The 17118-nt window shown below is 51.6% G+C and carries 18 protein-coding genes and 1 pseudogene; 5 read left to right on the top strand and 14 right to left on the bottom strand.

Annotated features, from left to right (window positions below):
• Positions 1-63 precede the first annotated feature (63 nt).
• On the top strand, positions 64-1710 hold the full coding sequence (locus tag ORD20_RS05450) for a hypothetical protein (protein WP_103376645.1): 1647 nt from the start codon (positions 64-66) through the stop codon (positions 1708-1710).
• 125 nt (positions 1711-1835) lie between these two features.
• Here ORD20_RS05450 and ORD20_RS05455 read toward each other — a convergent pair whose 3' ends face one another.
• From ORD20_RS05455 to ORD20_RS05465, 3 genes are all read right to left on the bottom strand, one after another.
• The gene (locus ORD20_RS05455) at positions 1836-3590 is read right to left on the bottom strand and encodes a peptide ABC transporter substrate-binding protein (RefSeq protein ID WP_242968635.1); all 1755 of its coding nucleotides are present in this window, start codon (positions 3588-3590) and stop codon (positions 1836-1838) included.
• 143 nt (positions 3591-3733) lie between these two features.
• Positions 3734-4240: an ABC transporter permease gene (locus ORD20_RS05460; protein WP_430626582.1), complete on the bottom strand. Its 507-nt coding sequence runs from the start codon at positions 4238-4240 to the stop codon at positions 3734-3736.
• A gap of 26 nt (positions 4241-4266) precedes the next feature.
• The gene (locus tag ORD20_RS05465) at positions 4267-4986 is read right to left on the bottom strand and encodes an ABC transporter ATP-binding protein (RefSeq protein ID WP_430626583.1); all 720 of its coding nucleotides are present in this window, start codon (positions 4984-4986) and stop codon (positions 4267-4269) included.
• Between the two features lie 86 nt (positions 4987-5072).
• On the opposite strand from ORD20_RS05465, the gene ORD20_RS05470 reads away from it, so the two are divergent.
• The gene (locus ORD20_RS05470) at positions 5073-5312 is read left to right on the top strand and encodes a TetR/AcrR family transcriptional regulator (protein WP_430626584.1); all 240 of its coding nucleotides are present in this window, start codon (positions 5073-5075) and stop codon (positions 5310-5312) included.
• 196 nt (positions 5313-5508) lie between these two features.
• Here ORD20_RS05470 and ORD20_RS05475 read toward each other — a convergent pair whose 3' ends face one another.
• Complete coding sequence (locus ORD20_RS05475) at positions 5509-5931, bottom strand: methyltransferase family protein (RefSeq protein WP_158246382.1); 423 nt, start codon at positions 5929-5931, stop codon at positions 5509-5511.
• 146 nt (positions 5932-6077) lie between these two features.
• Between ORD20_RS05475 and ORD20_RS05480 the strand changes: the two genes are divergently transcribed.
• The gene (locus ORD20_RS05480) at positions 6078-6539 is read left to right on the top strand and encodes an NUDIX hydrolase (protein ID WP_207654694.1); all 462 of its coding nucleotides are present in this window, start codon (positions 6078-6080) and stop codon (positions 6537-6539) included.
• A 230-nt stretch (positions 6540-6769) separates the two neighbouring features.
• Here the strand turns inward: ORD20_RS05480 and ORD20_RS05485 are convergent, their stop codons facing one another.
• From ORD20_RS05485 to ORD20_RS05495, 3 genes are all read right to left on the bottom strand, one after another.
• A complete protein-coding gene (locus ORD20_RS05485) occupies positions 6770-7192 on the bottom strand; it encodes a phosphate-starvation-inducible PsiE family protein (RefSeq protein ID WP_103376640.1) in 423 nt (140 codons plus the stop codon).
• A gap of 68 nt (positions 7193-7260) precedes the next feature.
• A complete protein-coding gene (locus ORD20_RS05490) occupies positions 7261-7791 on the bottom strand; it encodes an SLC13 family permease (protein ID WP_430626585.1) in 531 nt (176 codons plus the stop codon).
• Entirely contained in the window at positions 7712-8296 is a 585-nt protein-coding gene (locus tag ORD20_RS05495) for an SLC13 family permease (protein ID WP_430626586.1), read from the bottom strand. The genes ORD20_RS05490 and ORD20_RS05495 overlap by 80 nt, the downstream gene beginning before the upstream one ends.
• Positions 8297-8924: 628 nt before the next feature.
• Here ORD20_RS05495 and ORD20_RS05500 point away from each other — a divergent pair.
• Together ORD20_RS05500 and ORD20_RS05505 are read left to right on the top strand one after the other, a co-directional pair.
• Complete coding sequence (locus ORD20_RS05500; protein WP_430626587.1) at positions 8925-9338, top strand: AMP-binding protein; 414 nt, start codon at positions 8925-8927, stop codon at positions 9336-9338.
• Positions 9272-10147, top strand: a complete 876-nt coding sequence (locus ORD20_RS05505) for an AMP-binding protein (RefSeq protein ID WP_430626588.1) — start codon at positions 9272-9274, stop codon at positions 10145-10147. Before ORD20_RS05500 ends, ORD20_RS05505 begins: the two co-directional genes overlap by 67 nt.
• On the opposite strand, the gene ORD20_RS05510 is transcribed toward ORD20_RS05505, so the two are convergent.
• The 7 genes and pseudogenes from ORD20_RS05510 to panB form a co-directional block, all read right to left on the bottom strand.
• Positions 10127-11035 carry a beta-ketoacyl-[acyl-carrier-protein] synthase family protein gene (locus tag ORD20_RS05510; RefSeq protein WP_103376638.1) on the bottom strand — a complete coding sequence of 303 codons (909 nt, stop codon included), beginning with the start codon at positions 11033-11035 and terminating at the stop codon, positions 10127-10129. The genes ORD20_RS05505 and ORD20_RS05510 overlap by 21 nt on opposite strands.
• 43 nt (positions 11036-11078) lie before the next feature.
• Positions 11079-11330 (bottom strand): annotated as a pseudogene (locus tag ORD20_RS05515) (hypothetical protein); the annotation flags it as partial.
• A gap of 82 nt (positions 11331-11412) precedes the next feature.
• Positions 11413-12600 carry an RNA-guided endonuclease InsQ/TnpB family protein gene (locus ORD20_RS05520; RefSeq protein ID WP_103376637.1) on the bottom strand — a complete coding sequence of 396 codons (1188 nt, stop codon included), beginning with the start codon at positions 12598-12600 and terminating at the stop codon, positions 11413-11415.
• A complete protein-coding gene (locus ORD20_RS05525) occupies positions 12597-13226 on the bottom strand; it encodes an IS607 family transposase (RefSeq protein WP_103376636.1) in 630 nt (209 codons plus the stop codon). Before ORD20_RS05525 ends, ORD20_RS05520 begins: the two co-directional genes overlap by 4 nt.
• Positions 13227-13725: 499 nt before the next feature.
• Positions 13726-15066, bottom strand: coding sequence for an MFS transporter (locus ORD20_RS05530; RefSeq protein ID WP_103376635.1), 1341 nt, complete (start codon positions 15064-15066; stop codon positions 13726-13728).
• 211 nt (positions 15067-15277) lie between these two features.
• Entirely contained in the window at positions 15278-16174 is an 897-nt protein-coding gene (locus ORD20_RS05535; protein ID WP_158246380.1) for a ketopantoate reductase family protein, read from the bottom strand.
• The gene (gene panB, locus ORD20_RS05540; protein WP_103376633.1) at positions 16171-17004 is read right to left on the bottom strand and encodes a 3-methyl-2-oxobutanoate hydroxymethyltransferase; all 834 of its coding nucleotides are present in this window, start codon (positions 17002-17004) and stop codon (positions 16171-16173) included. The genes ORD20_RS05535 and panB overlap by 4 nt, the downstream gene beginning before the upstream one ends.
• Positions 17005-17118: the final 114 nt, after the last annotated feature.

The following is a 17118-nucleotide window of genomic DNA, read 5'->3' on the forward strand; positions in this document are numbered from 1 at the left end:
TGAAGGTTAGAACAAATTACCAAAACCGTGATGACACGGCATTTTTATCAAGGAGGCTATTGCATGACAATGGGGAAGAGTTCACGGATTATTTTGGCATCTGCTGCCTTGTCTATGGCATGGTTGCCATTAACGGCCTATGCGGCAAGTTCCGGACCTGTCTTACAAGCAAGCGCGGAGACTGCCAGTATTGGGCAAACGATTCAATACACCGTGCAAGACAGTCAAGCGACCTCGTCGACAGAGTACCAGTTTTGGATTGAAACACCTTCGGGTCAATGGAAAATGGCGCAATCCTATTCAGCTAACCCGCATTTTATATTGCCCCATGTCCAAGCAGGAAGTTATGAGGTTGTCGCCTACGCGCTAAGCCGTCAAGACGTGGAACAAGGTGATTGGGCAAAGGCCATGGCCACAGCGCCGGACAGTTTGTATGTCAATGCTACCGTGTCTGTCAAAATGATGAGCGAACAAGGCGCATCCGGACCTGCGGAAGTGGTTACCGTAGCGACATCGAACGTGAGTCAGCCTGTTTATCAACTATGGTGGAAGACTCCAAGCGGCGTATGGCAAGCCAGTGGTCCATATCAATCCAATCCGAATTTTTCGGTTCCGTTAACAGAAAATGGCGCCTATCAATTTGTGGCGTACGCGAAATCTATTGACAGTCCGGCGACGAGTGCGCAGACTATGGCATCGTCGACTCAAAGCCTGATGAATAGCAATGTTAGCATCATGCATACCATCCAAAAAGTTGCCAGCACTGTCGATGCTACGAATGGCGACAGCAATCCCTATGGACTCACTTACGACAGTTTTGCCGGCACCTCGGCTGCGCCCAACCCCTATTATGGCGATCTGCTGGTCTCCAACTTTTCGAATGCAGCAGGGGCCCAAGGTGCGGGCACTACGATTGAAGCGATTAATCCCCAGACTGGTAGCGTTAAGACGTTCTCATCTGATGTGCAAGGAGCTGATGCGTTGGCCGTCAGCCCTAAGGGTCCACTTTGGGTTGCAGACTTTGGCACTATGGGAACGAATGGCAATGTCATGGTGTTAACGCCGGGTGGCGGTGTATTTCCCAACGGTGGCAGTGAGATAACGGGAAGCAACCTCGATGGCCCATGGGGGCAAGCGTTCGTTCCCAATCCAACGACGCCGGCATTCTTTGTGACGAATGCCCTCAATGGGACAGTCGATGCCATGTATGGTTTTGCTCCGCCTAATTTTAACACCGATACCCATTTTATGGAGATTGGCAGTGGATTGGCGCATTCAGGGTCGACGGCTAGTACCATCGAAGGGCCACAAGGGATGGTCTATGATCCGATGACGCACATGGTTTATGTCACGGACACAGCAGACAATTCCATTCGCGCCTACGAGTGGACTGGCGCCAATACCCCAAATCAAGGGCAAGGACAGCTCATCTACCAGGGTGGTGCATTGATGAAACCGGCGGGTATTACCCTCGATCCGCTGAATGGCGACTTGCTGGTTGTAAATCAGGGCAACAACAACCTGGTCGAAATCGCTTTGAATAATGGCCATGCCTATGTCGCAGGGCAGAAGGTGTTGGATAATACGCCGGTGAATCCTAAGACCGGTGCGGGCTCGGCTTTATTTGGTGTCGATGCTGTTACCTCCAATGGACATTTATTCGTCTACTACACCGACGACAACACCAATACGGTAAACGTTTTAGAGTAAACCGGGACCATGGGCTGGTGAGAGGAACGCGGTTGTGAATAGAGAACAAACCGTCATAAAGGCTTAAGCAATAAGGGGCGCCAGAATTGGCGCCCCTTATTAAGGGTACAAGGTGCATGCAGAGCCTATTGAGAAACCGTCCAGTAGTTCGGGAAAATCATGTCCGTAATGGGGTTGAAGGTACTGACCGTGCCGTGTAGGTTCTTGGCGTGTTCTGGCAAGGATGCTCCAGCGTACGATGACGCAGGGTACGGAAGCCAGATGACCGGAAGTTGTTGCGCTGCGAATTTCTCATAGTTATAGAGGGCTTGCAGCGTTTGGGCAGGAGTCCCCGGCGCGTAGGATTTTTGAATCAGGGTATCCATCGTTTGACTGCTGTAGCCTTGGAAGTTGGAGGCAGCGCCGGTCGCAAACAATCCTCCCCCTGTGGGATAGTAATCGGGTTGATAAGTCCAACCGCCTCCCCAGTCGGCCATGCTCCATTTCTCAGGGTCTGTGCCTTGCTGGTTGGCGTCTGCAATAATGTTGTTAAACTGCTGCTGTTGGATGTTGACGACAATGCCTTCTTGGGCCCAGTCGCTCTTCAGTAGTTGTTGCAAGTTGGTCTGGGCTTGGTCTCCGGAAACCGCTAAGAAGGTAAATTCCAGTTTGATGCCGTTGCGTGTCATGACTCCGTTAACTTCGTGCCATCCGTGCTGCTCTAACAGTGCTTTCCCCTTAGCCGGATCAAAGCCGTACAGGGGTTTGGATAGTGCGGGATCCGCATAGGGGGTTTTGGGCAAGGAAGCCACCGGCCCTCCTTCTTCGATGGCATTGCCGTTGAAAATACTTTGAATAATGCCGGGTTGATCCACGCCCATTTGCAAGGCTTGGCGAATATACAACTTGGAGAAGATTGGCCCTAGTCCACCGGGGGCTTTGGGATTGAAATTGAGAATCAAATAATTGAAGCCGAGCTGATAAGGAATGGTCAAGACGTCATTCGTGAGTTGCGAGCGAGCTCCCCATGATGAGAATGGGAGGTAACCCATGTTGACGGTCCCGGTCTTTAATGCCGTGAATTCTGCGTCGTCAGAGGCTTCATATTCAAAGATAACCTTGCTCAAACTGGACTTGTGTCCGCCAAATGAGGGGTTGGGGACAAATGTCCAGTGGCTGTTTGGCGCATAGGACTGGAAGTGGTATGGACCATCTACGACCTTGTACACGGGATTTGACGGGGAGTTGGCCACTGACTCAATAAACTTGAGTTCAGCCGTCATGTTGTTAGGATCTTTGTTCCATACCGACTCTGGTACGGGCCAAATTTGGCCAAGCCCGTTGTGAATAAACCAATCAGGGTTGGACGGAGTGGTCAATGTGACAACCACTTTGTCGTTGCCTTCGGCTTGGACGTTTTGCCACCTTGTGGGCAGTCCACCAATTCCTACGCCGCCATAGGTCCACGGTGCTGAAGAGCCGCTGGTGGCTTTTAAGATATTCCAGGTGAAAACCACGTCTTGAGCCGTAATGGGCTGTCCATTGGACCATTTGTACTTTTTGCTAAGCGTCAGCACATATTGCGTTCCTGTGCTGTTGTAAGAAATGTTAGATACTAGCGACCGTGCATAATCAACTTGATCTTGTTTGTTAAACATGATTAAGGGGCGATACATCATGCTGTCGACCTGCGTGTTGACATCACTAAAGGCTGCCGCAGACAGATCAGGGAAAAACCAGTTGGGTGAGGTCTGGGTTGCCAGAGCAATGACAGCGGTGCCTCCGGTGTGCGACGATGTTGTTGAACTGGTTGAAGATGTAGTTCCGCAGCCGGACAGTGCTGCAGCGGATAGCAGTAATCCCACGGATCCTGCAGCCAATGCTTTGCGTTTAATCAACATATAGCCTCCTTCTATTGGCCTTTATCCGCCGACATCGCAAGATGTTGGCGCAAAAAAAGACTAGGGCGATATATTCGACAACACTCATCAAAACTCCTGCCGATATCACTCGGATCTTGTATTTCGTCTTCTTTTGGTCATGGCTACAATTCTTTGCGCAAAGACCGGGATGCGGTCCATGATGCCCAAGACAATGTGATAGCGACCGAAAGCAGCACGGCAAGGACGCCATGCCAATAAACTGTTGTCGAAAAATGGGGAGAAAGCAGGCTGCGCATGGCGTTAAAGACATACGTGGTGGGATTGAACTGGGCTGCGATGCGCATCCAGTGAGCACGGATAGCCCGAATCGGAACAAAGGTATCACTTAAAAAGAGCAGGGGAAAGAACACAAAGGTAGCAGCTTGAGCGGCTTGACTATTTTTGGACCGGAGAGCCATGGCTACCGCGTAGCCGGCAAAGGCCAATCCCCACCCCGCGGTTAAGACTAGTAGGCCCACAAGCGATAGAGCTCCGTGGGGCAGTGTTAATCCCATCGCATAGGCCACCGCGATAATCAGAGCGGTTTGAACGAGCAATTGGGCCATGCCCGCAATCATCGGAGCCAAAACAAGGGCGGTACGCGATACTGGGCTGAGACGGAGTTTCATAAAATACCCCGAGTCGATGTCACGAATTAGCGATTGTCCAGCACCACCAGCACCTCCTGCTGCTTCAAGTGGCTGGGTGTGTCTTCTGCCACAATTTGCCCTTGGCGCATAAAAGCCACTCGGTTGCATAAAACGTCTGCCTCTTCGAGATACTGGGTTGTGAGAAAAATGGTAATCCCGGCGTCATGGTTCAGTTGGCGGAGAAGATCCCACAGCATAAAGCGGTTCGTGGGATCGAGTCCAGTCGTTGGTTCGTCTAAGAATAAGACGAGGGGTTTGTGAACTAACGCTAACGCTAAATCCAATCGTCTGCGCATGCCTCCCGAATACGTGCGAAGTCTTTGATGTTGAGCGGTCGTTAGTCCAAACTGGTCGAGTAATTCGTCGACGCGTGCTTGACTTTGACGGGGAGAGAGTCCAAAAAGGCGGCATTGGAGAAGAAGGTTTTCGCGACCGGTGAGTAAGGGATCCACGCCCACGTCTTGCAATGCGACGCCTATATGACTGCGAATAGCTTCGTCGTCTTCACCGATTCGGTATTCTCCAACCCAAGCTTCCCCTGTGCTCGGAGCCATAAGTGTTGTCAAAATTTTAATTAAGGTGGTTTTTCCGGCCCCGTTAGGCCCAAGAAACCCAAAAAACTCTCCATAGGCTACGGTGAGGTCCAAATTATTTAAAGCGAGAAAGTCTCCATATTGCTTCGTAAGATGGCGAACATTTATGGCAAAGTGCGGTGTTTCACTCATAGTGATTACCTCCCTATATTTATTTAACCGTTTATTTAATTAATGTGCAAGCAGACTGTGATAAAATTCTTGCGAGGTGATTCAACGTGGCTCCCGGATCCAGGCCGCTGGGGCGGCCTAAGGCCGTTCCGGAAGGACAAACCCAAGAACGCATTTTAAGCACGGCGGCTCAGTTATTTATGGAGCTTGGATATGATGGGGTAAGTATTGCCGATGTGGCCACACAAGCTGGAATTACAAAAGCCGCTATTTATTATTATTTCTCGACGAAAACCGAGTTGTTTGTCGCGGCCGGGATGGGCGTAGTGAAACAGCAGTTGAGATGACGCATGCTGTAAAAATTTTACACACGAGCCGCGGTTTCTCTCCGACTTAATGCGCTTGACATTGACGCGTTTACAAGTGTGTTTGGATTTTAATCAAGCCAAAGATCGTGACGGCCAGCCCTTGTATCCTACCGAGGACATTCCCGCAAAAATCATAAGCTTGTTGTGGATGGGAATCGCATCAATCTCGCACTAATTACAACCAACGTCGCACGGTTTGTTGATATTGAGAGAAGGTTTGTGGAAACTTGTGCAGAAGATATCGCTCTTCGGCTCGAATGATTTTGTAATGCACAATAAGGAGTGTAGGAATGATGAGGAGAAGGCTCCACGTCAAATGCCAGTAGAGAGCTGCGCCTAGGTACAATAATGTCTGTGCGACGTAAAGGGGATTACGTGACCACCGGTAAGGGCCAGTCGTTACCAAAAAATTGACCGGGCGAGAGGGGTCGACCGGGGTATGATGCTGCCGGAGAACCCTTAAACTCGCCATCGTGATCCCTACTCCACTAAGAAACAGAAGAATACCGCTCCACCGAGTGATGGAGACAGCGGGCCATGCTATGGCTTTGAGAGATTGAGCAAACGCGCCTAAAACAAAGGCTGCTGCGTATACCAAAGGCGCTGGAATGATGTGTGGGGAATTTTTGATTTCGTAAACCCTCCTTTATCGATAAATCGATCCTAACACACTTCTTAAGAGACTGGCGCATGGGTACCCTGCCTGGTATTGTAAGGATTATCGAACGCGAGGAGGCGCCTTAGGTGGCCAACTATATTCAAGAATTGCGTCAACAAGTGGGTAAAAAGCCACTGATTATGGCCGGATCAGGTGTCATTATTCTTAATGCACAGGGGCAACTGTTATTGCAACATCGCCGAGATAATGAATGCTGGGGATTGCCTGGCGGAGCGATGGAAATCGGAGAAAGTTTTGAAGAAACGGCCCGGCGCGAGGTGCGCGAAGAAACCGGGTTGGAACTCTATGAGTTGGAATATTTTATGACAGATTCGGGTGCCGCGACTTTTCATGTGTATCCCAATGGGGATCCCGTGTATTTGGCGGCCGTGTATTATATATCCAAGAATTTTTCAGGAACAATGCATGCGGATCCGCAAGAAACTTTGCAGTTGCAGTGGTTTGGACCCCGTGAATTGCCAGATTGCATGGGTCCTAACGATACGCGTGTTTTACATGAATACCTGCGCCGATTCGTGGCATCATGAGAGCACCTGTTTATTCTTAAGGACGGCACCGAAGCGATTGCTCTAGACTATTAAATGAACCACTGTGAATGGGCATATGCGATGGCCTTTTAGAATGTCGATACACACTGTTCGCGTTGATGTCGTCTCTACACCGTCCTTCGGTGTTATGAAAATCCTGCCGTGCATCGGGTTTATCATCTAGCCTTGCACGGCAGTCGATGTTTTGAGGGTCTTGTCGTGGGTATGGGTTAATCGGCATTATGCGATGACAATTTCGCTAACAACCCGGTCAGGGCAAAAAGACCTCCCAAGGTGGCGGCGGCATTCCATGTGTCGAGTGCTGACGTCGACGCCAGCACGACTCCATGACGCAAGACAGCCATGAGCACCAAAGCCAATAACGGTCTTAGGGGCAAGTGGTGCGTTTGCAGAGCCATGAGGATAGTGTGGAGTAGTTCAGCGAGCATGAGAAGAAACAAAAGAGGGTCTAAAACGTCAACGATGGCGCTGTAAGATGGGGCGTGCCACAAGATCTCGATGATGCTGTAGACGACCCGACCGGCTAAAGCCAAAACCGCAATGACGGTTAAAAGGTAGACCGCATCAACGCCCCACCTTGTCAGGCGATTGACAAGGGGACGCATGGGAGAGCCTTCCAGCATGGAACTCATCAGATCACCTCATAGCACTCTATGGTTTACGGCGGGTGCTGATGATAGGGTCGTAAGCGAGGCCCTCGTTAATGCAACGGGAAGAAGATGGGAATAAGCAATGTTGTGACGATCCCCATGACCAGGCTTAAAGGGATGCCCAGACGCAAAAAGTCTCCATAGCGAAAGCCGCCCGGTCCCATAATCAGAAGGTCAACTTTATTAGCCAGCGGCGTGAGGGGGGAAACGGAGACCGCCACAATGACAGCCATGACAAAGGGATAAGGCAGTAGATGCAAGGTCTTGGCGAGTTCTGCTGCCACGGGGGCCATGACTAAGACGGTGGCGATGTTAGACAGTACCTGGGTCAAGATCGCTGCGATTACGAAGAGGACGGCGATCATGAGCACAGGATGTAGGGCTACGCTTTTCCAGAGTGCAAGGGCGTGGACCATGTGGTGGGTAATCCCCGTACTAATGAGAGCAGACCCTAAAGGAATCATTCCGGCCACAAATACCACAATCCTCCATTCGATAGCGTTATAGGCATTCGACAAGGATAAGATGCCGGTACCGGCCATGAGAGCGACTCCCAAGACGATAGCTAACCGCAAGCCCATGACGCCGAAGGCCGCGAGCAACAAACTGCCTAACAAAATGGCTGGAGAGAGCCACCATGGTAAGCAACCCGCCAAACGTCGCGGCGATTCCTAAGGGCATTAATAAACGGCTAGCGGGGATCTGTACGCGACGGGTGAGGCTCCGTACCACCGGAATAAACATGCCAACGAGGCCGACATCGCTAATAAAGGCGGACGGCAAGGCGGACACGATCATGAGAACAATGGCCAGTCGACGCTCATGGCCTTGACCCATCTTCCTCACAAAGTTAGCAAGGGCTTCGGTAACGCCCGAGGCAACCAACCCTTCGCCTAAGGCGAGCATTCCGGCAATTAAAATCGCGGCTTCGGATGAAAATCCGTCAAATAATTGAGAGGATGGGACCACACCGGTGAGGCCTAATCCTAGCAAAACAATGAGACCGATGAGGTCAATGCGCACCCGATTCGACGCCAGAAGTATCATGGCGATGACAAAGATGCTTAGTACGATGTTGGTTTGCACAAACCCGCTCCTTTTGTCCTTTTGGATGGTGTTGGTCGTATGTGAGCCCTTACTATCATACAAGACGAGGGCGATTAGGGAAATTTGTCCCAAGACATGCGAAATGAACGATGCACCACACATCACTCGCATGGTCTATAGGACAGCGTCTTGAGATATCAGCGAGTCCCTGAAATCTTTAACATTAAAGCGTCAGGAACCCATCCCAAGATCTGAAGAGTATAATGATCGCAGGTGCCCGAAGTGACTGAGCTTCAGGACCTATTTTCCTTTATAGATGAACCAGACACACAAGCTTCTGAGGCTGTCCATGGCGGGCGGGTTCGCTACCCGAACCGCGCAGAGTTTTAATGCAATGGAGTGATTTACTGGAAGCATGTGCAAAACACTTGCATTGACGTCTGGTAGTTCGAAAACTCGGGCTAGCTTTTACGCCGGCTTGTGTTAGAACCTTTAAGCTAAGCTCATGGTAATACACATTTCGTCTTCGTAGAGAACCCCAAGCCACCGAGTAGAGAAGACAGACCATGCGAGGCCGCGAGCCATCATGAGTGGTGGACAAGTTAACCATAACAACAGCGCCTAACGGGCAGATGTGGTTTTTAAATCCCTTATATAAAGGAAGGCGATGAACGAAGTGGCGGAAGATAACATGCAATGGACTGCGGCTGACTATTTCGATCATTGGTCGGTGGTACAACCTGATGCGGTCTACGTCGTCGATCATTCTTTAGAACGGGCGGAAGAGGTTTATACATACGGACAGTTTGCGGTGCTTGTAAAGAAAACCGCACGGGCATTACAAAATATTGGTATTAGTTCTGGAGATGTGGTAGCAGTCCAATTGCCCAATAGTTGGGAATTTGTTGTACTGACATGGGCGATTTGGAAAATTGGCGCAGTCATTTGTCCCATTATGCCGATTTTTCGTCTCCATGAGGTGCGCCAAATTTTAGGACAAACGGACGCGAAACTTTGGGTGGTGCCGCAGACCTTTCGTCGGCTGACACGGCTTTGGCTCTCATGTCACAGTGGCACGTGACGTTTTCCATGGGCGCGACGCCGTTTTTAGCGGACTTGACCGACCGTTACCAGGCACAGGATCATAACTTAGCGGCGCTTAGAATCTTTATTAGCGCTGGCGCCCCTATTCCTCGCATTTTGGTCGAAAAAGCACATGACCAGTTTGGGGTGCACATCCTAGCGGGGTGGGGGATGTCCGAGAATTCGTTGGTGACGCTAGTTCGCCCGGAGGATGACTTGGAAAAAACCTACACGACCGATGGTCGACCCGTTCCACACATGCAATGTCGTGTGGTCAATACCCAAGGACAAGAACTGGGTCCCTATCAGGAAGGGGAATTGCAAGTCAAAGGGCCTCAAAATTTCATCGGATACTATCAAGATCTTGAGACAACCAAACAAGTGTTGAGCGATGATGGGTGGCTGTCGACCGGGGATATGGCGGTACTAGACACACAAGGCTATGTGCGGATTACGGGACGAGTCCGCGATATGATCAATCGTGGCGGAGAGAAAGTACCGGTTGCTGATGTAGAGGAATTGCTGTACCGTCATCCCGCCATCCGTGAAGCGGCATTAGTGGCGGTAGACGATTCTCGCCTCGTCCACCGCGCCTGCGCCTGTGTGGTACTTAATGAAGGGCATTCGTTAACGTTGCCAGAGTTGCTACGTTATCTTGAGGCGTGCGATTTTACGAAGCAGTTTTGGCCAGAACGTTTGGAAGTATTGGAGTCAATGCCGAAAACACCGAGCGGCAAAATTCAGAAATACCGGTTGCGTGAATGGCTGAGTCATGGAGTTCTTGGCTCACCCCAGCAGCCGGCTTAAGATAATCGAGGCATTTTGTCCGCCAAAACCAAAAGCATTAACTTGAATTATTGATAGGGAAAAGGGTTTGGCCTTGTCTTGAACAAGGTCAAACTCTACTTCCGGGTCTAGCTCTGTGGTGCCAACCGTGGGGGGGAGCATTCCGTCTTGCAAGGCGTAAAGGGCCGCGATGGCGGACATGGCACCCGAAGCTCCCATACTATGGCCGAGGTGTCCTTTGATCGACGTGACCGGAATGTGGTGATGTGCATAGACGTCGTGCATCGCGCGCATTTCTGCACGGTCTCCTACGACGGTGCTGGTGCCATGGGCAATAATGGCGTCGATATCTTGCGGCGTCCGTTGGGCATCGGCTAAGGCTTGCCGCATCGCTAGGGCTTCCCACGTTCCGGATGGTTCAGGAGAGGTCACGTGGTAGCCATCGGCTAATGATGCATAGCCTAACACCTGGCCAAAAATCTTTGCATCCCGTTGTTGGGCATGATGATACGACTCAAGTACCAAGATGGCGGCTCCTTCTCCCATGACGAATCCTGTTCGGTGGGCATCAAATGGTTGTGAAGCATTTTGAGCCGACGCCGCTTGTGACAACGCATGCGCATTAAAGAGGCTATAGCCAACAACGGGGTTGATGAGTGTTTCGGCGCCGCCTGCGATGGCTACGTCGACGGTGCCGGATTGGATAAGGCGAGCTGCGAGGCCCAAGGCATCGATAGACGAGGCGCACGCATTGGTAAGGGTGAGTTGTGGGCCGTGTAATCCATATAGCAGGGCTATTTGTGCACTGGCCATGTTCGGGATTACGGTGGCCATGAGACGCGCCGACACGGCTTGAGGGCCTTTGGCTAACTGTTCTTGGGCGTCCACCAACTCCGGTACGCCGCCCATTTGAGGTGCCTATGATGACCGCTGTGCGAAGGGCAGGAAGAGTTGGTAAGGCAGCTTGGTCCAATGCTTGTGCGACAGCGGCTAAGGCATAGAGCGTAAAGCGGGCTGAATTTTTGAGAATCTTTGGATGGTGGATCCATTGCGAAGCATCGAAATGCGGAGTGATAGGCGATTGCCATATCGGATGCTGTATCGGGCTAAAAGGCCAGTCAACGGCACTAATTTGTTGGGTTCCCAATAGAAGCTGTTGCCAAAAATCTTGCTGACCCACTCTGTTGCCACCTTCCTGGTTCATCGCGCCACGGCTTCTTAGGGTCTCAAAGACCGATCGTCCACCGGAGGGCGCTCCCCAAGCGAGTCACCGAGCAGTTCTACCGTTAGGCAGAAACGGGTGAGGAGCCCCTCACCGAACTCTCGGCCACGTGTCGTAAATTAATGGCCGCATTGATGTCGCGGTCATGATGCGTATGACATTCGGGGCACGTCCACTCCCGTACGGAGAGCGGCATTTTCGGCACTTTATCGCCACAAGCGGAACATATTTTACTGCTGGGATACCAGCGATTCACGACGACAACCGTGACACCGCGCCTGGAGGCCTTGTATTCGAGTTGGCGGCGAAATTCGCCCCAGCCCATATCCGCCATAACGCGGGCGAGCTTGTGATTTTTCAGCATCCCCGCTACATTCAGATCCTCGATGGCGATGACATCGAAACGGTCGACCAGATCGGTCGTGAGTTGATGCAAGGCATTCGCCCGGATGTGGGCCATCCGGGCATGGAGCCGCGCGATCCGCTGCTGTGTTTTTCGCATATTCTGGGACAAGGGCATGGGCATCCCTTTCGGGATGGGCCGGCCGGGCTGGAGCCCGGCGCGAATCTTGGCGGCCTCCATCTGGCGGCTAAACTGTTTCGACAACCGACCAAGCGTTGTCAAGGCCGCCGCATAGGCTTTCGGTCCCATGATTTTCTCGCCGGTCGAGAGCGTGGCCAACGCCGCAATGCCCAAGTCTACCCCGACCACCGTTTGGTTTTCACGGTGAACGACCGGCGGATCAGGAATTTCGACGGTGACACTCAGGAACCAGCGATCGGCCGTGCGTGACACGGTGCCTTCCACGACTTTCCCGACGAACCGCACCGTTTCGTGCATTCGCACCCACCCCAGCTTCGGGATATGCACCCGCGATCCTTTGATGGCCAATTGATCATTGGTGAGGGTAAAACTGTCGTGACGGCCTTTCTTCTTAAACGTCGGATACTCCGCCGTCCCGGCAAAGAAGTTCTTAAACGCCTGGCCCAAGTGGATCACGGCCATCTGCGGCGCGTTTTTCGTCACCTCCAGCATCCAGGGGAAGGCGTCGCGCTTGAGTGCATTGAGTTGACGCCGCAGAGCCGCTTCGGTCGGCTTGGGCAACGTCGGATCGGCTTTCCATGCGTCGAACTGTTGTTGCCACTGATCCAAGGCCCAATTGTACGCGAACCGGGCCGTCCCGGCGGCCTTGCGGAAATACGTCTTCTGCACGTTGTTGGGATCGAGCGCAATTTTATGGGCCCGCATCATGACAACGCCTCCTCCACGGCGTGTTTCACGCCGTCCAGCAATTTTTGGTTCTTCCGCGAGCGACTCCCATAGAGCCGCGCTGAAAAGACCGTGATGATGTCGAGGACATCTTGAGCCAGCTCTTCCTCACAGGTCGTGTCCTCGCCTTGATTGAGAATCACGACCTCCACCTGCTTGGCTTCGCAGATCGCAAAGACGAGCTCCGCCCCCAAGCGCAAGAGACGGTCCTTATGGGTCACAACCAGCCGACCGACCCGGTCGGCGAGGATGTCATTTACGAGGCGTTTCAGGCCCTTCTTGTGATAGTTCATCCCCGACCCGAGGTCGGCCACGACCTCAAACGTCCATCCGTGGTGGGCGCAATAGATCTCCAAGACTTGCTTTTGGCGCTCCAGATTCTCTTTCTGGTCATGACTCGACACCCGCGCATAGGCCACGGTTTTTCGGTCGGGATTGTCCGAGCCTTGAGACGCGGATCCCAAGCGACTCAGATCATAGCGCCGATCCCCACCGCGAGTCCGTGCATCCGGTAAGAGTCGTCCCTCTCTCTCCCATCGGCGCAAGGTCGTCGGAGTAACCCCCAAAAATTGAGCCGCTTCATGAATACTCACCAATTTACGATCCATATCCAGATCTTACATCATTAGATAAGTGTATACAACATTTAAGGAAACTGTTCAAACCCCTTTAAAAAAAACAAGGCTTTGCCGCAGTTGCACCGCATGCAGGCGTGTTCTCAGTGTGATTATGATAGCACTTTGCAGGATTTTACGTTTGACTTCAACGCCCCTGGTCTTTGGTGGGCGATCGCGAGGTGACCAATAGAACGTCAGACACGAGTCATGTTCGTCATCGGCACTGTAAAGGCCGTATAGTAGTCCGTGTTCTTCTGGGGGGAGCTCCTACGCTTAGGCGGGTAAGGTGCGCCTTAGCTTAAGAAAAGGAGTCATCCCATTCGGCTTCCTAAGTGAGATTTCAGTGACCTTTTGGAAACCGAATGGGATGCCTGTTATTCCGATAGACGGTGTCATCCGTGACGTAACGTCTATCACAACACATCATTGGACGGCCACTTTCGTTGGCGTCTTTGTTCTCTCAATGTGACGCTGGTGTGATGCTAATGGATTATCCGCCGGCTAACTCTTGGCCTTTGGGCTCGGGGGCTAACCATAGGGTCAACACCATACCTATTAAATCCAAAATCCCAAAGACAATAAGACCGGTTGATAATCCGACGTGGGCGATAAAGAGGGGGAGCACTAAAATCCCGATCAAGGCTCCCACACGGGATGAAGCTGTCGCAAACCCATGACCGGTGGCACGCACGGATGTGGGAAAGACTTCGCCAGCGTATACGTACGTCAGTTGGCCAGGTCCTTGGTCCACGACCGAAAGAACCAGAAATAGCGAGAGAAAGAGTCCGAATCCGGGGTGATGTAATAATCCGGTAAGAATGAAAATCAAGCCTAAACCCAAAAACCCATAAGATTGCAGGCGTTTTCGTCCGGCGCGGTCGACGAGGATCCACACCACAGCAATTCCTACGAGCCCAATCGCCTGCATGGCCGCCGAGGCCAGTACCGATGACGTCAATGTAGAACCCTTGAGCATTTTGAAAATGGTAGGGCTGAAAACGATCGTTGCATAATTGCCGACATCAAACAAAAGCCATGTCACTGACGCAAAAAGCGTCATGCGGATCAGATCTTTGTGAAATAAACGGGAAAATGACGCCATCGTGGTGGGGGTTTCTTGGCCTAATCCTCCGCCATCTTGGATATTGAGGGTGGTGTCAGCTTCACGCGCCACTTGCTGGGCAATGGCAATGGCCTTGTCATGTTGTCCGTCAGCTGCTAGCCACCTGGGCGATTCTGGTATAGAGCGTCGACCCCAGATGACTAAGATGGCGGGAATCGCTCCAGATGCCAACATCCAGCGCCATGCGTTGGGACCGGTGTGCAGAAGCAGTAAACTGACAAAATAGGAGACAATGGCACCGACTGTCCAAAAGCCGATTGTCGTGACCATTAGGATACCGCGGCGGCGTCGTGGAGCAAATTCTGCGGTCAGGGTTGATGAAATCGGATAATCGGCCCCCAGTCCAATCCCTAGGAAAAAGCGAAAAATGATAAGCTCAGCCATGTTCTGCGATATGGCAGCTAATAGTGCGAAGACCACAAAGAATACTAAATCGAGAAGATACATGGTACGGCGTCCAAATCGATCGGTCAGGTTGCCAAATAACAAGGATCCTATCAGCATTCCTAAAACGGCTGCTGAACCCACTAATCCTAATAAGAATGGAGAGGGATGAAATTGCGGTTTGATAAATAACAGGGCCACCGAAATAATGGTGAGGTCGTAACCATCAAGAAATAAGCCCATTGCTGATAGAAAGGTCAGACGACGAATAAAGCGACTAACGGGTAAGTCTCCAAAATTGACACCCGTTTGAAGTCCATCCATGATGACGCCTCCTTTTTGACCTAGTCAGATCAGTCGGCGTGCGTATCGGCATGCACGTTCTTTTATGAGGGAAAAGAAGAATATTAAATCGGTACACAGTATTCTGTCAAAAATGGCTTTATGAATGTCTGGTGCGTTATAGCCTGCTTTTGTAACGCAAAGTCAGAGGACAACAACGTGTCAGTTTGCAAAGGGGCTGCCGTGAGGATTGTCATACGTTGGGGTTCGATGCAATGCGGTCAACGAGGGCTATTACTGCTTCATGCGTAGGAAGATGCATTCCATGAGCGCGTGCTTGTTGCACAAGATATCCATTAATCGAGTTGATTTCTGTTGGGCGGTGCCGCCTGACATCTTGGAGCATTGAGGAGATATTGGGAGCTGTGGCACGGGCCAACTGAGTCACTTGCTCGCCGAGATTTGAGGGTAAAACAATTCCGGCCGTTTGGGCTATCATGCGCGCTTCGTGAATTAAATCTGGCATCAGATGCCACAATGGCAGGTCGGGGAGTGCGCCATTGGGGGCATTGGCCAGGACAGATAAGGGATTAATGACGCTGTTTTGAACCAGTTTAACCCAGCGTGCGCGTAGAACGGCCTCCAAGGGGAGAAACCGCCATGACCATCCGATATGGTCAAGCGTTTCCTTCCAAAAAGGGATGAGAGGATGAGGCATCAACGGAATCGTCGTTTCTCCCCGCGCCGTCACCGTGGCTTCAGGTAAACGGTGGTGTTTGTTCCACGAAAGCGTTACGGCATTAGTGGTTAAACCGCAGGCCAGTTGTTGAGGGGACAAGGGCGGAATTAAAGCCGCCTCTTGCCCCATGCCATTCATTAGCGAAATAATCAAGCACTCATTGGGTTGATGGGCCAATAATTGCTGGACAAGCGGCATGGCAGGCCATTTTACAGCCAAAATAATCACATCCCAGGGTGTGTCAGCTGCGTCGTTCCACGAGACAAAAGGCGGATCAAGCAGTGTTTGCTTGCCGCTTTCTGTGACCAAAAACGGGCGGTAACGCCGCCCGATTAACGTGGGTGATAAAGGCTTTAGGCTATAGGCATAGAACATGGCCATGGCGCCTGTGCCCGCTATGGCCATGTTCATGAATTTTCTCTCGCTTGGATAAATTTTTCCCATTCGCTATCAGGCAGGTGATAGGATTCGGCGTCTTGCGGGAACGTGCGGTTGATAACACTGTCGCGATAGGACTGTAACCCCGCAATCATGGCGTGCCGAATATCGGCAAATGGGCGGGCAAACTTAGGCAACGATGAGCTAAGTCCTAAACAATCGTGAAACACTAAGACTTGTCCGTCGACGCCGGGACCGGCCCCAATGCCTATGGTTGGCGCCTCGATGTGTGCTGTGACATAAGCGGCTACCCGGTCAGGGATTCCTTCAAGGACGATGGCGCTTACGCCATGATCGCTGAGTGCTTGTGCATCTTGGACCAATTCTTCAATGGCCGATGAGGATTTGGCTTGAACTTTATATCCGCCCATGGTATGCACGCTTTGTGGAGTTAGACCTAGGTGGCCGATGACGGGAATCTTTTCTTGGATAAGGGCATCCACCACAGGAAGAATGGCTTGTCCTCCCTCTAATTTGACGCCGTTCGCTAGCGTTTGCTGCATAATGCGTCCAGCGCTTGCGAGCGCAATGTCCACATTGTAATACGTCAGATAGGGCAAATCGACAATCATCATCGTGTGAGGAGCTCCACGACGCACCATGGCAGCATGGCGCAGCATATCATCCAATGTGACAGGAATGGTCGACTCGTATCCTAAGGTGGTCATGCCTAGCGAGTCACCCACCAAAATCACATCGATGGCTGCCTCTTCAGCGACTTGGGCTTGCACGACGTCATAGGCAGTAATCCATGTGATAGGGCGTGTGCCCTTTAACGATCGCAGTTGTGGAGCAGTTAACATGTTGTATTCACCTGTCTTTGATGGCGCAGAAGTGCTGCCGGATTTATTTAGATTATAGTCGTTTTGGACAAATTCGCGGTAGAATGAATTCTGGATGGATGTAGCCATGTAAAG

The organism is Sulfobacillus thermotolerans, assembly GCF_039623705.1.
Lineage (GTDB): Bacteria > Bacillota > Sulfobacillia > Sulfobacillales > Sulfobacillaceae > Sulfobacillus > Sulfobacillus thermotolerans.

Excerpts from the sequence above, each read along its gene's own strand:
- ORD20_RS05485 (WP_103376640.1), bottom strand. The coding sequence starts at position 7,192 with ATGAGTTCCATGCTGGAAGGCTCTCCCATGCGTCCCCTTGTCAATCGC.
- ORD20_RS05450 (WP_103376645.1), top strand. The coding sequence starts at position 64 with ATGACAATGGGGAAGAGTTCACGGATTATTTTGGCATCTGCTGCCTTG.
- ORD20_RS05455 (WP_242968635.1), bottom strand. The coding sequence starts at position 3,590 with ATGTTGATTAAACGCAAAGCATTGGCTGCAGGATCCGTGGGATTACTG.
- panB (WP_103376633.1), bottom strand. The coding sequence starts at position 17,004 with ATGTTAACTGCTCCACAACTGCGATCGTTAAAGGGCACACGCCCTATC.
- ORD20_RS05535 (WP_158246380.1), bottom strand. The coding sequence starts at position 16,174 with ATGAACATGGCCATAGCGGGCACAGGCGCCATGGCCATGTTCTATGCC.
- ORD20_RS05460 (WP_430626582.1), bottom strand. The coding sequence starts at position 4,240 with ATGAAACTCCGTCTCAGCCCAGTATCGCGTACCGCCCTTGTTTTGGCT.
- ORD20_RS05500 (WP_430626587.1), top strand. The coding sequence starts at position 8,925 with ATGAACGAAGTGGCGGAAGATAACATGCAATGGACTGCGGCTGACTAT.
- ORD20_RS05530 (WP_103376635.1), bottom strand. The coding sequence starts at position 15,066 with ATGGATGGACTTCAAACGGGTGTCAATTTTGGAGACTTACCCGTTAGT.
- ORD20_RS05465 (WP_430626583.1), bottom strand. The coding sequence starts at position 4,986 with ATGAGTGAAACACCGCACTTTGCCATAAATGTTCGCCATCTTACGAAG.
- ORD20_RS05525 (WP_103376636.1), bottom strand. The coding sequence starts at position 13,226 with ATGGATCGTAAATTGGTGAGTATTCATGAAGCGGCTCAATTTTTGGGG.
- ORD20_RS05490 (WP_430626585.1), bottom strand. The coding sequence starts at position 7,791 with ATGGGCTTGCGGTTAGCTATCGTCTTGGGAGTCGCTCTCATGGCCGGT.
- ORD20_RS05510 (WP_103376638.1), bottom strand. The coding sequence starts at position 11,035 with ATGGGCGGCGTACCGGAGTTGGTGGACGCCCAAGAACAGTTAGCCAAA.
- ORD20_RS05520 (WP_103376637.1), bottom strand. The coding sequence starts at position 12,600 with ATGATGCGGGCCCATAAAATTGCGCTCGATCCCAACAACGTGCAGAAG.